The sequence below is a fragment of the Shewanella sp. SM101 genome, from assembly GCF_025654465.1.
Classification (GTDB): Bacteria; Pseudomonadota; Gammaproteobacteria; order Enterobacterales; family Shewanellaceae; genus Shewanella; species Shewanella oncorhynchi.
This window is the reverse complement of sequence record NZ_JAKKRH010000050.1, coordinates 1-13,048: the sequence shown is the minus strand read 5'-3', so window position 1 is coordinate 13,048 and position 13,048 is coordinate 1. Positions and strand designations below refer to the sequence as shown.

The following is a 13,048-nucleotide window of genomic DNA, read 5'->3' as shown; positions in this document are numbered from 1 at the left end:
ATGGGATAAGTTTAGTAGGAATCATTTTTGATCATTTTAGGTTCTGTTAACTTAGTCGACGCCTCGGCTTCATTGTCAAATGACATCAGGCGTCGATACTTTTCCTGCAGAGCCACTAAGCTACCATCTTGGGTAATTTGTTTGAGTCCCGCATTAAAATCATCCCGAATTTGTTCACTGAGAAACGCGAACTTGTATTCTGTAGGTGGGAATATTTGGTGGCAAATCGCCTGTTGTTTTAAGTCTTTCTCAGTGAGTTTGCCCTCAAGATAGGCCTGCTTTAAGTAGTATTTGAAAATATTTTTATCCATCACAACGACATCGGCTCTGCGCTTCATCAGCATATAAACCTGCTGCACTTGCCTCGCTTGTTCTTGGTAGCCACTATTGGTCTTAACCATATTGGCAAACTCTTCCCCCAGTAACGATGATGCACGTTGAAAGGCGACGACTTGTTTGTTGTTTAAATCGTTTATGTTATTGATATTAAATTGATTACTCTCGAGACTGATGGCGCAGTTTTGGTAGGTTATCGCAACGTTGGAATAAAAAACGTTGTTAATCATTCCTTCTTTGATGTTGATGATGCCATCGAGTTTACCTTCCCTGAGTTCATGGAAAGTGCGCGCCAGTGGTAAGTAGTGGATAGAAGCTGTATGGCCTTTAACGGCGAGGGCTTGGTTAAGTAATTCGAGTTCGATCCCGCTATTGGTTGCTTGGATGACATAGGGTGGGATAGACAGGCTGACGCCTATCTTAATTTCAGCCGCTTGGCCGAGCTGAGCGCCGCATAGGATGAGTAACCCCATCAATTTATAGCGGTTACGACGAGCCACTGAGCTATTTGGCTTATTTAGTTTATGCGCCATAAGTTACCAACACCTCCGCGGTATACACTTGTAACTGTGTTTGATACTCGCCAAGTCATTCCATGACTTTCTTGAGTAAGTGTAGTGTGTCTGTGAACTCAGCACGGCTTTATTTATCAAATACACATTAACGTTTTAACCTATGACAGGCTCAAAAGGATGAGCCCGGCTCAGTTAGAAAAGCAATTTCCTCCGCCGTAGACTCCCTGCCTAAGATAATATTTCTATGTGGATAGCGGCCAAACCTGTCGATAATCGCTTTATGGCGCAGTTCAAACGTTAGGTTTGTTATCGCAGCTTCGCGATTAAACAGTTTTACTGCTACTTGGTGAATGGCTGCCGATTCGCTGTGCATATAGGGCATAAATAGAAAAGGGACTTGTTTGGATTTTAGTGCGGTATCGACCCGTTGGGCAACGGCCTCTTGGGCGAGCACTAAGGCTATCGCATCGGCTTCGAATGCGGTAGGCGTATCGCGGTAAATATTACGGGAGAATTGATCGAGCACTATGATCTCAGCTAATCGACCTTGAGGCGTGATTCGCCAATGTGAAAGCTCTCCCCGTTTAGCTTGAAGTAGTACACCTTCGAAGCGCTGTTTGATCTGGGTATCAAATTCAACATCTTTAATCCACCAGAGCTTTGGGTCAATGTCTTCAAACCAAAATGTCAGTATTTGGTCTGCTGTGATTGTCTGGCTCATTTTAGCCTTTCTTCATAGGTGTTGAGTGATATTAGAAATAACAGTTGTTGGGGGAGGATGACAAGTCGTTTCGTTTGATTTAAGTGCAGATTTGTTATCTGATGATCTTGTCGCGAACCGTAAGTATTTAGCATTGGCTATTGCCTTATTGACTGAATATAAAGTAGTTTTGATGATAATTACTTTTGTTTCCAGACAGGTCATCCTATGTCACTTTCAATGCCAGCATCCCAACAGGTTTCAAAGCAAAATAAGGCGTTTCTGCGTAAGTTATATTTGGCGCATTTAATGGATGATGACCGCCATAATCTATTATCACTCAATAAGTTAACCGGAATGCCTCGCCGAACTTTACAGGACGCTATCGCAGCTTTTGAGGATATAGGTATTCGAGTCGAGTTTGTGCAGGAAGGCAGCCGTAACAATTCAGGTTATTACCGCATAGTCACCTGGGGGCCGATTAGCAGCGCTTGGGTCGATACCCATCTAAGCGAAATCGCTGAGCTGATAGGATTTTACGATAAGTCAATTTAAACGCTGTTTGTTACCAAGGACGAATTTGAGAACTCTTCAACTGTTAGGTTTTATTCTTGCCATCGCAGGCGTCATTTTAGGATATATAACGCTAGCATCTATTGACGGTCAAACATCTGAAGCTTCTGCTGGGGCTGCGGGTTTAGGCATGATTTTTATGGTATTACCAGCCTTTGGCTGTTCTGCGTTAATGTTGGTACCTTCTTCTTTAACATTATGCAAATCAGCAGTAAGGCTACGTACATATTTTAAAGGGAGTTTTTGGTTGAGTCTGTGGAAATTGAATTTAGTTATTTCTGCTGTATATATCCTTGTTACTCTTTATGTGGGCTGTTTATGGCTACAAATCAGCATTGGTCGCTAACGAGTGAATCATCTTGTTCATAATATGTTCATTTTTTATGCTTAACCTTCAACGCGAGTCTCACCCGAGGATATTGCATTCGTTTGCAAAGATATTTGAGCATTTTCTCTTCGTTACTCCGTTGCCAATTTTCTGGCCTGACCAGCCTAAACTCCCTATAATCGGCTGCAAATGTCATCACGTTACATAGTGTTCACATCTAAATACCCTACATACTTAAAATAAAAAGGAACCTTGTTCCATGTTAGAAAAACTGTTCAAACTGAAACAAAATCAAACGAGCCTCAAGCAGGAAGCGGTCGCAGGTTTGACAACATTTATGACGATGGCCTACATCATTTTTGTGAACCCAATGATGTTAGCCGATGCGGGCATGGACCATGGTGCTGTATTTGTGGCGACCTGTTTGGCGGCGGCTGTCGGCTGTTTGGTTATGGGGTTGATGGCGAATTATCCCATTGCGCTTGCTCCAGGTATGGGACTTAATGCCTTTTTTACCTACACAGTCGTGGGTGAAATGGGTTACAGCTGGGAGACTGCGTTAGGCGCAGTGTTCCTGTCCGGAATTTGCTTTTTAATCTTATCGTTAGTGCGTATTCGAGAATGGATTGTAAATAGTATTCCCATGTCGTTACGTATCGGTATTGCTGCAGGTATTGGTTTGTTCCTTGCACTGATTGGCCTTAAGAGCGCCGGTATTGTGGTGGCAAGTCCTGCTACGCTAGTGACGCTGGGCGATATCACGGCATTTCCGGCGGTTATGGCTGTGCTGGGCTTTTTCCTCATTATTGCTATGGTGCAGCGGGGAATGAAGTCGGCGGTGATTGCCAGCATTCTGATTATCACTGGTCTAGGATTAGTGTTTGGTGATGTGCAGTATCAGGGCATTGTATCAATGCCACCTTCAATCGCACCTACATTTATGAAGATGGATTTATCCCAAGTATTTGAAGTAACTATGCTATCAGTCGTTTTTGCCTTCTTATTTGTGGATCTCTTCGATACCTCTGGCACCTTAGTGGCGGTTGCACAGCGCGGTGGTTTTCTCGATGATAAAGGCCGTTTACCACGTCTGAATCGTGCCTTGACCGCTGACAGTTTAGCAACCATTGCGGGGGCGGCTTTTGGCACTTCCACCACGACAAGTTATATCGAAAGCACTGCGGGTGTGAGCGCAGGTGGTCGTACTGGTTTAACGGCCGTTGTGGTGGGATTACTCTTCATTGCTGCGTTATTTTTATCGCCATTGGCGGGGATGATCCCGGCTTATGCGACTGCGGGCACACTGTTTTATGTAGCGATTTTGATGATGTCGGGACTGGTGCATGTCGAATGGGAAGATTTGACTGAAGCCGCGCCTGTGGTGGTGGTGTGTATATTAATGCCGCTAACGTTTTCTATCGCGACGGGCATTGCCTTTGGGATCATCTCATATGCAGCAATCAAATTACTCACAGGTCGCTTTAGCGATCTTAATGTGGGCATTTTAGTATTAGCCGCATTGTTTGTAGCTAAGTTTGTCTATGGTTGATGCTGTCGATTAATTCACCTGCACAGTAAAAACTCGCAACGTAGATTGTTTACATTTTTGAGGGCCATCTAATCGATGGCCCTTTTTAATGCGCGATTCTAAGCAAAAACGAAAATTTATCTCGAGTTAATAACTCCTTGCTACCAATTACTCAGCGGATTAGGTATAAGGATTGTTCGGTTATTTTGTTACAAATGAATAATGAACTTAAGTGAGATTGCGTATCGCCGCGTGGTAGTGAAGTTAGGGACGAGTGTGCTTACCTCTGGCAGTAAACAGCTAGATAAAGCCCACATGGTTGAGCTTGCTCGTCAAATGGCCGCACTGATGAAGTCAGGGGTCGAAGTCGTATTATGCACCTCAGGGGCAATTGCCGCTGGGCGTGAACATCTCCAATACCCGACGCTGCCCGACACTATGGCCAATAAGCAATTGTTAGCCGCTGTCGGGCAAAGTCAGTTGATCCTCGCTTGGGCACAACTCTTTAGTATTTATGGGCTGCATGTGGGCCAATTGCTGCTGACCCGTGCCGACTTGCAGGATAGGGAGCGTTACCTTAACGCCCGCGACACGCTCAATGCCTTGTTGGCCAATAATATTGTGCCGATCATCAATGAAAACGATGCCGTTGCTACCAATGAGATTAAAGTGGGCGATAACGACAATTTATCGGCGCGCGCAGCACTCTTATGCGATGCTGACTTATTGATTTTATTGACGGATCAAAAGGGCTTATTCGATGCGGATCCACGTACTAACCCGAACGCTAAGTTAATTTCACAGGTGGTGAAGATTGACGATAGTCTGCGTATGCTGGCGGGCGGTTCTGTATCGGGTTTAGGCACGGGTGGTATGTCGACTAAATTGGAAGCGGCGGATATTGCTCGCCGTGCTGGCATCGAAGTGGTTATCGCCTCTGGCCATCACCCAGATGTGATCAAAAAAGTGGTCGCCAAAGAGTCCGTCGGTACTCACTTTAGTGCCATCGAAAACCCGCTCGAAAGCCGCAAACAGTGGATTCTAGCGGGACCTGCAACTCAAGGTTCTTTAGTGCTTGATGCGGGCGCGGTCAAAGCCGTGACTGACAAGGGCCGCAGTCTATTGTCTAAAGGTATCGTAGGCGTTAAAGGTCAGTTTGAACGTGGTGCGACGCTACAATTAGTTGATCAACAAGGTAAAGTGATTGCTAAAGGGATGACACGATACTGTGGCCAAGCCCTGAGTTTGATTGCGGGCAAGCATTCCGACGAGATCGAGTCTGTACTTGGTTACGATTATGGTGACGCAATAGTGCACCGCAACGACATGGTTGTCTTATAAGCGAGGTCTATTTTGAGTCAAATGAATCAAGATCAGTATTTACAGCAACTTGGCCAAAATGCCAAACAGGCCAGTTATGCTTTAGCCAACTTAACGGCGAGCCAAAAGGCTGACTTACTCGAAGCTATTGCCGATGCGCTAACGGCAAACTCCGCCGCCATTTTAGCGGCTAATGCTAAAGATGTTGCCGCCGCTAAGAACGATGGATTAACTGAGGCGATGATCGACAGATTGTTGCTCGATGATGCACGTTTAGCGGGCATTATAGGTGATATCAGTGATGTGATCCGCCTTGCTGATCCCGTGGGCGAAGAGTTTGGCAGCAAGTTATTAGATAACGGTTTAAGGTTGACTCGTCGCCGCGTACCGCTGGGCGTGATTGGGGTTATCTACGAGGCGCGCCCGAATGTGACTGTCGATATCGCGGTACTTGCCCTTAAAACGGGTAATGCGGTGATCCTTCGTGGCGGTAAAGAAACCCTTGAATCGAATAAGCTTATCAGCGAAGTGATCCGCGGCGCGATTGTCGCCCAAGGTTTACCCATAGATGCGGTGCAATTTATTGATTCTTCAGACAGAGCCCTAGTGACAGGTTTACTAAAGCTCGATCAATATGTCGACATGATAGTGCCGCGCGGCGGTCAAGCATTGCAGCGCCTATGTGCCGAGCAAGCGACCATTCCGGTGATCTTAGGTGGCATAGGTATTTGCCATTTATATGTCGATAAAAATGCCGACCTTGAGCGTGCCTTAGGCGTAATCGCTAATGCCAAAGTGCAGCGTCCAACTGTGTGCAATGCTCTTGATACCTTGCTGGTGGATGAGCGCGTAGCCAGCAGCTTTGTACCGCAAATTGCCGAATATCTGCATCGTCTAGGCGTGCGTTTTTCAGTTTGTGATACAAGTCTTAGTCTACTGCATGGTTTAGGGTTTGATGTGACGCTTGCTAAGTCTGAGGATTTTGGTATTGAATGGCTGTCATTAACCTTAGGTATTAAAGTCGTGAGCGATATCGATGCCGCCGTTAGCCATATTCGCCAGTATTCTAGCGGCCATTCGGAAGCCATTTTGACCGATGATATTCATGCAGCGGCACACTTTATGAATGAAGTGAACTCAGCCGCCGTGTATGTGAATGCCAGTACTCGTTTTACCGATGGCGGTCAGTTTGGTCTTGGCGCTGAAGTGGCTGTGAGCACGCAAAAACTGCACGCTCGCGGTCCAATGGGGCTTGAGGCATTAACCACATATAAGTGGTTAGCTTGGGGTGATTACACCAGTCGTGTTTAGCGGTAAATACCGATAAACCCAAAGCCGTTAACTTACTACGTTGACGGCTTTTTTGTTTGCGGTATCCAACTGAATAGCGACATCAATGTGTTTGGCTAACGAGTTTAGCTGCTTATGGTGAGCGGGGTATAAGTAGCAAGTAACCAGATACAGAAAAATATCGTTGACATAACGACAGTGAATTTACGAAAGGCCTTGATGTATTCCAAGGTATAAATAAAGTACTTTTCTTGTACTCTGCGAGTGAGTAAAACCGAAGGCAGCATAAAACTGCAATAGAGCATGACTACCATAGTGGTAAAACTGTTTCCCCAGAAATGCTCATAAATAAATAAGGCGATGCAGAGTAGCATGGCGCACCAACTGATAGGGCTGATGCTATTTTTGGATTCCATTGGGTTGATTTTTCCATCTGACTATCCTTAGTCGATTTGTACCTCAGTACAATTTATAGACGGATATCTCGGCTTTATCAAACGCTTTCCATTGTTAGACTCAGTACGCTGGCCAGTTTGTTGCCGTTTGAGCCTTGTTCATCATTTATCTAATATGAGCGCGTACAACTTAAAGTGAATTGCTTACTTAACGCCGAATGACTTGTGCTTAAATGTGGCCTGGATAGCTTAAAGCGTCTTGATATCGGCAAATTCGCCTTTGCAAAGCAGGGCTAAGTCTGTTGCCGCTAAGCTTATTTCTAAACCGCGTCTGCCGGCGCTCACATAGATTCTATCGAAGCCTTGAGCGCTGGCATCAATCAAGGTTGGCAATTGTTTCTTTTGCGCTAAGGGACTAATACCGCCAACCAGATAGCCTGAGGATTTTTGTGCTAGGTCGGCATCGGCCATTTGTAGTTTCTTTTGTCTTAAGCATTTAGCTACGGCTTTTAGATTAAGCTGATGATCGACGGGCACGAGCGCGACGGCAATCGGCGCATGAGCTTTGTCGATGGCAACTAAAAGGGTTTTAAATACTTGCGCGGGTTCGAGCCCTAAGGTGTTAGCGGCTTCTTCGCCGTAGGCGGCGCAGTGTGGATCGTGGCTGTACTCTAAGATATCAAACGCGATCTTGGCTTTTTTCGCCAATCGGACGGCCGGGGTCATTTTATACTCCTTCACAAAATGGGAGATATTAGCGCTTAATCTTGGCTTAAAATGTTAGCCAGCTCTTTTAATTGGCTCATTGCCGTGAGCTAACATTATTTAAGGCTGCTACTCAACGATTATTCCGCTAGCTTTGTGCTTATCTTGTTTTTACGCTCAATATAACGGGGCAGAAGTTGCTGCAACATCATCCCCGATAAAATAAAGGCTAGGCCGAGATAGGTTGCCATCGCAATCGTTTCTTGCAAAATCCACGCGATAAAACCAATCGACATCACAGGAGATAAAAACACCATAGTGCTGATGTTCGCAGTGCGAGTGGCGGTTTTCAGCGCCATTAACCAGAGCACAAAGGTAATGCCCATTTCAAACAAGCCCACATACATACCTGCAAATATCGCCTTAAGACTAAAACTGGGTAGGGTATCTGTCAGCACTAAGGTGACGGCAATAAAAGGTAAGCCGATAAGAAAACTCAATAATAAACTCACCACGGGATCGCCTTGATCTTTGGTGTTGACGATCCAATATAGGCACCAGAGTAAGGTGCTGGTCAGCGCCAATCCGATACCGAGCGGGCTATCAAAACTAAAGCCGCTGATATCGCCGCCGGTAGCAATGATAAACACGCCTGTATAGGCAATCAGCGCGGCAGCAATGTCGCTCTTACGCAAATGTTGCTTTAACAAAGGCGCGGCCAGTAACGGTAGTAATACCGCCCAAGTGTAATTAAGTGACAACGCTTGCTGCGCTGGCAGTAAGGAATACGCTTTAAATAGCACGACATAGTAAAGGAAGGGATTGATGAGTCCAGTCACCAGATAAAACATGGGGCGGTGTAAAAACTGTTGCTTGAGTAAGGAAAGCTTTTTTTGCCAAGCAAGGATTCCGGCAAGGGCAATAATCGAAGTGAGTACGGCAACAAACACCAGTTGCAGCGGTGTGTAGTAACTCAAGGCAATCTTAAAGGCAGTGGCCACTGTAGACCAGAGAAAGACCGCCGCCATGCCATACACGTACGCTAAATTCGAAGACTTCACTCTGCTACCTTACTAGGATAAACATCCGCCAAATGTGGGCAGATTGAATAACAGCTTTGGTTGATAAGCAAGACTATTTTATGTGATTGGATATTTTATCCTGCTGTAGATGCGAGAAAGATAAATCAGAAAATTTTTTTGTTCGCCCTTGTAATTAAATTCCCTGTCCCAATATAGGTATCAAGGCAGAGAAGGTGGCCAACGATGGACTTGATATTTAAACCGTCTAGCCCCATATCAAAACCAACTAAACAAATTTAGATTGAATGAAATTTTTCGGAGGACCTCATGGGTAAAATTATTGGTATCGACTTAGGCACAACAAACTCTTGTGTAGCTGTCCTCGATGGTGGCAAAGCACGTGTGTTAGAAAACGCTGAAGGCGATCGCACAACCCCGTCAATCATCGCTTATACAGATGATGAAACCATTGTCGGTTCGCCAGCAAAACGTCAAGCTGTGACTAACCCGACTAACACATTCTTCGCGATTAAGCGTTTGATTGGTCGTCGCTTTAAAGATGACGAAGTCCAACGTGACGTGAACATCATGCCATTCAAAATCATTGCAGCCGACAACGGTGATGCATGGGTTGAATCGCGTGGCAACAAGATGGCTCCACCACAAGTTTCTGCAGAAATCTTGAAAAAGATGAAGAAAACCGCAGAAGACTTTTTAGGTGAAGAAGTAACAGAAGCGGTTATTACTGTTCCTGCTTACTTTAACGATTCACAACGTCAAGCGACTAAAGATGCGGGTCGTATCGCAGGTCTTGATGTTAAACGTATTATCAACGAACCAACGGCTGCAGCATTAGCCTACGGTATCGATAAGAAACAAGGCGACAACATTGTTGCAGTATACGATTTAGGTGGTGGTACATTCGATATCTCTATCATCGAAATCGACAGCAACGATGGCGACCAAACATTTGAAGTGTTGGCAACCAACGGTGACACCCACTTAGGTGGTGAAGACTTTGACAACCGTTTGATCAACTACTTAGCTGACGAATTCAAGAAAGAGCAAGGCTTAGATCTGCGTAAAGATCCATTAGCAATGCAACGTCTGAAAGAAGCAGCAGAAAAAGCGAAAATTGAACTTTCAAGCACCAACCACACTGAAGTGAACCTGCCATACATCACGGCAGACGCAACAGGTCCTAAGCATTTAGTGATTAAAATCACTCGTGCAAAATTGGAATCACTGGTTGAAGACTTGATTATCCGTACATTAGAGCCACTAAAAGTTGCCTTGGCTGATGCAGATTTATCTGTAACAGACATCAACGAAGTGATTCTAGTGGGTGGTCAAACACGTATGCCTAAGGTTCAAGAAGCAGTGACAAACTTCTTCGGCAAAGAACCTCGTAAAGACGTGAACCCAGACGAAGCGGTAGCCGTAGGTGCTGCAATTCAAGCGGGCGTTCTGTCAGGCGACGTGAAAGACGTATTACTGTTAGACGTAACACCACTGTCTCTGGGTATCGAAACCATGGGCAGCGTGATGACTAAGTTGATTGAAAAGAACACCACTATTCCTACTAAGGCGCAGCAAGTGTTCTCAACAGCCGATGACAACCAAAACGCAGTGACAATTCACGTACTGCAAGGTGAGCGTAAGCAAGCGAGCGCGAACAAGTCATTAGGCCAGTTCAACTTAGACGGTATTGAGCCTGCTCCACGTGGCCAGCCACAAATTGAAGTGATGTTCGACATCGATGCTGACGGTATTCTGCATGTGTCTGCGACAGACAAGAAAACCGGCAAGAAACAAAACATCACCATCAAAGCTTCTTCTGGCTTAAGCGAAGAAGAAGTGGCGCAAATGGTACGTGATGCCGAAGCTCACGCAGATGAAGACAAGAAGTTTGAAGAGTTAGTGCAAGCACGCAACCAAGCTGACGGCTTAGTCCACGCGACTAAGAAACAAGTGGAAGAAGCGGGTGATGCATTGCCAAGCGAAGACAAAGAGAAAATCCAAGCTGCTATGGCCGCTGTTGACACTGCCAGCAAAGGCAATGACAAAGAAGCCATTGAAAAGGCAACTCAAAACTTGATCGAAGCATCTGCTAAGCTGATGGAAATCGCTCAAGCTAAGTCTCAAGCTCAAGGCGGCGACAATGCCGACGCGGGCAAACAGGCTAACGCTGCTGCCGATGACGTTGTCGATGCTGAATTCGAAGAAGTGAAAGACGACAAGAAATAATGACTTGTTTTCAATCAAATAGATTGATTTCAAAGCGTTAATTTCTAGGCGGGCGTTACGGGGCAACCCTAACGCCCGTTTGTTCAACACCAGCTGAGAAGCATGAGATTATGTCAAAGCGAGATTATTACGAAGTATTAGGTGTCAGTCGTGACACTAGCGAACGTGAAATTAAAAAGGCCTACAAACGTCTGGCCATGAAATTTCACCCAGATCGCAACCCAGGCGACAAAACCGCAGAAGCTAACTTTAAAGAAATTAAAGAAGCCTACGAGATCCTAACCGACGCCGACAAAAAAGCGGCCTACGACCAATTTGGTCATGCGGGTGTGGATCCTAATCGCGGTGGCGGTGGTTACGGTGGTGGTCAAGGCGATTTCGGTGATATTTTCGGTGATGTCTTTGGCGATATTTTCGGCGGTGGACGTCGTGGTGGCGGTCAACGCCAAGCGGCCCGCGGCTCAGATTTACGTTACAATCTAGAGTTATCACTGGAAGAAGCCGTTAAAGGCTTAACCAAAGAACTGCGTATCCCAACACTGGCGACTTGCGATCTATGTGAAGGCAGCGGCGCTAAAAAAGGCACCTCTGCAACCACCTGTGGCACCTGTCATGGTCAAGGCCAAGTCCAAATGCGCCAAGGTTTCTTTGCGGTGCAGCAGCCTTGTCCAACCTGTCATGGCCGCGGCAAGATCATCAAAGATCCTTGCACTAAGTGTCATGGCGATGGCCGTGTTGAAAAGAGCAAAACCTTATCAGTTAAAATCCCAGCTGGCGTCGATACGGGCGACCGTATTCGTTTAGCGGGTGAAGGTGAAGCGGGTGAGTTTGGCGCGCCTCCAGGGGATTTATACGTTCAGGTCAGCGTGCGTGAGCATGCGATTTTCGTCCGTGATGGCAATAACCTTTACTGCGAAGTGCCGATATCCTTCAGTAAAGCGGCCCTAGGCGGTGAGATTGAAGTGCCAACACTGGATGGTAAAGTCAGCCTGAAGATCCCAGCCGAAACGCAAACGGGCCGTATGTTCCGTTTACGTGGCAAAGGCGTCAAGTCGGTTCGCAGCCATGCGGTAGGCGACTTGCTCTGCAAAGTGGTTATGGAAACCCCTGTTAACTTAAACGATCGTCAAAAAGAACTGTTACGCGAATTTGAAGCCACCTTAACTGGTGAGTCGAAAAAACACAGCCCAAAGGCTGAGGGCTTTTTCGATGGCGTGAAAAAGTTCTTTCAAGATCTGAATAGCTAACTTGGTCTAGTGGCGCAGAGGTTAGCTGCGCACTAGAAGAAAAAAGCCCTGCAATGGTTAACCTTGCAGGGCTTTTTTATGTCACAAATCTAGTTTGAGATTTCGATTCTTTTTAAAAGAAAAGTCAAAGTCGTGGGGCTTCACCCCACACCCGACCAAGGAGGACTGCTCGTCCTATCCTCCTTGGATGCTCCAAGACGCCCCTAACGGAGTTGAAAGCCCCTTGTGCTCATAGCCAAATTTGCTATCGCTTCCGAAGGATGCGTCCCTGCACCTGCGAAAGCTAGCTCGCCATCCATGGCGAGACTCACGCAATTTGTCTATTCGCCCTGCGGCAACTCCGAGGGGATGGTGTATCCTTTTGCCGTTAAAGTGAGTTTCAGCTGTAGTTTCATAGAAATTTGTAGTTGCCATTTAAGATTTTAGGTGAGCCGAATATTTCTATGAACCATTTTTTGTAGATATTACTTTAATAGAGTAGGTCTGTCGTTAAAATCGTTAGCAGAGGTCAAAATGGATTGCATATTTAAAGCTCGTGAGCATGTGGATAATGCTTGGCTTATAGCAGAAAAATTAGGAGTACTAGGGTCTGTTGATCTTTGCTGTACAAATGTTGTTCAGCAATACATCGGCAGCCACATTAACATAAACGCCAGTGACACCATACTGGCGTAATTTCTTGCTAGCTTGTCATATCTTGTTGATATTGCTCGATAGTGCTTAATTCTTCCAAAAGCATTCTCCACTAAATGTCGATACCGATATAAGCACCAATCGACTCTTTCTTGAGGTGTATTCTTATAGCGGCGCCTTGGAATAACAGATTTCCCAACAGATTTCCC

The 13,048-nt window shown here is 45.8% G+C and carries 12 protein-coding genes and 1 pseudogene; 7 read left to right on the top strand and 6 right to left on the bottom strand.

The features are described 5' to 3' along the window. Nucleotides 1-11: 11 nt before the first annotated feature. Together L5M38_RS20250 and L5M38_RS20245 are read right to left on the bottom strand one after the other, a co-directional pair. Nucleotides 12-869 (bottom strand): substrate-binding periplasmic protein, encoded by an 858-nt coding sequence (locus tag L5M38_RS20250; RefSeq protein WP_263180154.1) that lies wholly within the window; start codon nt 867-869, stop codon nt 12-14. Nucleotides 870-1,020: 151 nt separating this feature from the next. Then, a complete protein-coding gene (locus tag L5M38_RS20245) occupies nt 1,021-1,572 on the bottom strand; it encodes a DUF924 family protein (protein ID WP_263180153.1) in 552 nt (183 codons plus the stop codon). Between the two features lie 207 nt (nt 1,573-1,779). Here L5M38_RS20245 and L5M38_RS20240 point away from each other — a divergent pair, with 207 nt between their 5' ends. The 5 genes from L5M38_RS20240 (at nt 1,780) to L5M38_RS20220 (ending at nt 6,611) form a co-directional block, all read left to right on the top strand. After that, the gene (locus tag L5M38_RS20240) at nt 1,780-2,106 is read left to right on the top strand and encodes a winged helix-turn-helix domain-containing protein (protein WP_113941178.1); all 327 of its coding nucleotides are present in this window, start codon (nt 1,780-1,782) and stop codon (nt 2,104-2,106) included. A 25-nt stretch (nt 2,107-2,131) separates the two neighbouring features. Continuing rightward, entirely contained in the window at nt 2,132-2,470 is a 339-nt protein-coding gene (locus L5M38_RS20235; protein ID WP_263180152.1) for a carbon starvation protein CstA, read from the top strand. Between the two features lie 241 nt (nt 2,471-2,711). Further along, nucleotides 2,712-4,001, top strand: coding sequence for an NCS2 family permease (locus L5M38_RS20230; RefSeq protein WP_131523194.1), 1,290 nt, complete (start codon nt 2,712-2,714; stop codon nt 3,999-4,001). Between the two features lie 201 nt (nt 4,002-4,202). Beyond that, a complete protein-coding gene (gene proB / locus L5M38_RS20225; RefSeq protein ID WP_105251651.1) occupies nt 4,203-5,321 on the top strand; it encodes a glutamate 5-kinase in 1,119 nt (372 codons plus the stop codon). Nucleotides 5,322-5,333: 12 nt separating this feature from the next. After that, the gene (locus L5M38_RS20220) at nt 5,334-6,611 is read left to right on the top strand and encodes a glutamate-5-semialdehyde dehydrogenase (RefSeq protein WP_263169289.1); all 1,278 of its coding nucleotides are present in this window, start codon (nt 5,334-5,336) and stop codon (nt 6,609-6,611) included. A 104-nt stretch (nt 6,612-6,715) separates the two neighbouring features. On the opposite strand, the pseudogene L5M38_RS20215 reads toward L5M38_RS20220, so the two are convergent. From L5M38_RS20215 to L5M38_RS20205, 3 genes and pseudogenes are all read right to left on the bottom strand, one after another. Beyond that, nucleotides 6,716-7,023: pseudogene (locus L5M38_RS20215) on the bottom strand (hypothetical protein). A 211-nt stretch (nt 7,024-7,234) separates the two neighbouring features. Further along, the gene (gene ybaK, locus L5M38_RS20210) at nt 7,235-7,711 is read right to left on the bottom strand and encodes a Cys-tRNA(Pro) deacylase (RefSeq protein ID WP_028759489.1); all 477 of its coding nucleotides are present in this window, start codon (nt 7,709-7,711) and stop codon (nt 7,235-7,237) included. Between the two features lie 119 nt (nt 7,712-7,830). Continuing rightward, nucleotides 7,831-8,751 carry a DMT family transporter gene (locus L5M38_RS20205; protein WP_263169292.1) on the bottom strand — a complete coding sequence of 307 codons (921 nt, stop codon included), beginning with the start codon at nt 8,749-8,751 and terminating at the stop codon, nt 7,831-7,833. Nucleotides 8,752-9,039: 288 nt separating this feature from the next. Here L5M38_RS20205 and dnaK point away from each other — a divergent pair, with 288 nt between their 5' ends. Together dnaK and dnaJ are read left to right on the top strand one after the other, a co-directional pair. Next, a complete protein-coding gene (dnaK, locus tag L5M38_RS20200; protein ID WP_105251655.1) occupies nt 9,040-10,959 on the top strand; it encodes a molecular chaperone DnaK in 1,920 nt (639 codons plus the stop codon). A gap of 110 nt (nt 10,960-11,069) precedes the next feature. Further along, on the top strand, nt 11,070-12,206 hold the full coding sequence (gene dnaJ, locus L5M38_RS20195; RefSeq protein ID WP_113941183.1) for a molecular chaperone DnaJ: 1,137 nt from the start codon (nt 11,070-11,072) through the stop codon (nt 12,204-12,206). Between the two features lie 617 nt (nt 12,207-12,823). Here dnaJ and L5M38_RS20190 read toward each other — a convergent pair. Continuing rightward, on the bottom strand, nt 12,824-13,048 hold a 225-nt coding region (locus L5M38_RS20190; protein WP_263180150.1), incomplete at its 5' end, for a transposase.

What these genes read in the sequence shown, in the direction of transcription:
- L5M38_RS20240 (WP_113941178.1), top strand. Translation starts at nt 1,780, where the DNA reads ATGTCACTTTCAATGCCAGCATCCCAACAGGTTTCAAAGCAAAATAAG.
- L5M38_RS20230 (WP_131523194.1), top strand. Translation starts at nt 2,712, where the DNA reads ATGTTAGAAAAACTGTTCAAACTGAAACAAAATCAAACGAGCCTCAAG.
- dnaK (WP_105251655.1), top strand. Translation starts at nt 9,040, where the DNA reads ATGGGTAAAATTATTGGTATCGACTTAGGCACAACAAACTCTTGTGTA.
- ybaK (WP_028759489.1), bottom strand. Translation starts at nt 7,711, where the DNA reads ATGACCCCGGCCGTCCGATTGGCGAAAAAAGCCAAGATCGCGTTTGAT.
- L5M38_RS20245 (WP_263180153.1), bottom strand. Translation starts at nt 1,572, where the DNA reads ATGAGCCAGACAATCACAGCAGACCAAATACTGACATTTTGGTTTGAA.
- L5M38_RS20250 (WP_263180154.1), bottom strand. Translation starts at nt 869, where the DNA reads ATGGCGCATAAACTAAATAAGCCAAATAGCTCAGTGGCTCGTCGTAAC.
- proB (WP_105251651.1), top strand. Translation starts at nt 4,203, where the DNA reads ATGAACTTAAGTGAGATTGCGTATCGCCGCGTGGTAGTGAAGTTAGGG.
- dnaJ (WP_113941183.1), top strand. Translation starts at nt 11,070, where the DNA reads ATGTCAAAGCGAGATTATTACGAAGTATTAGGTGTCAGTCGTGACACT.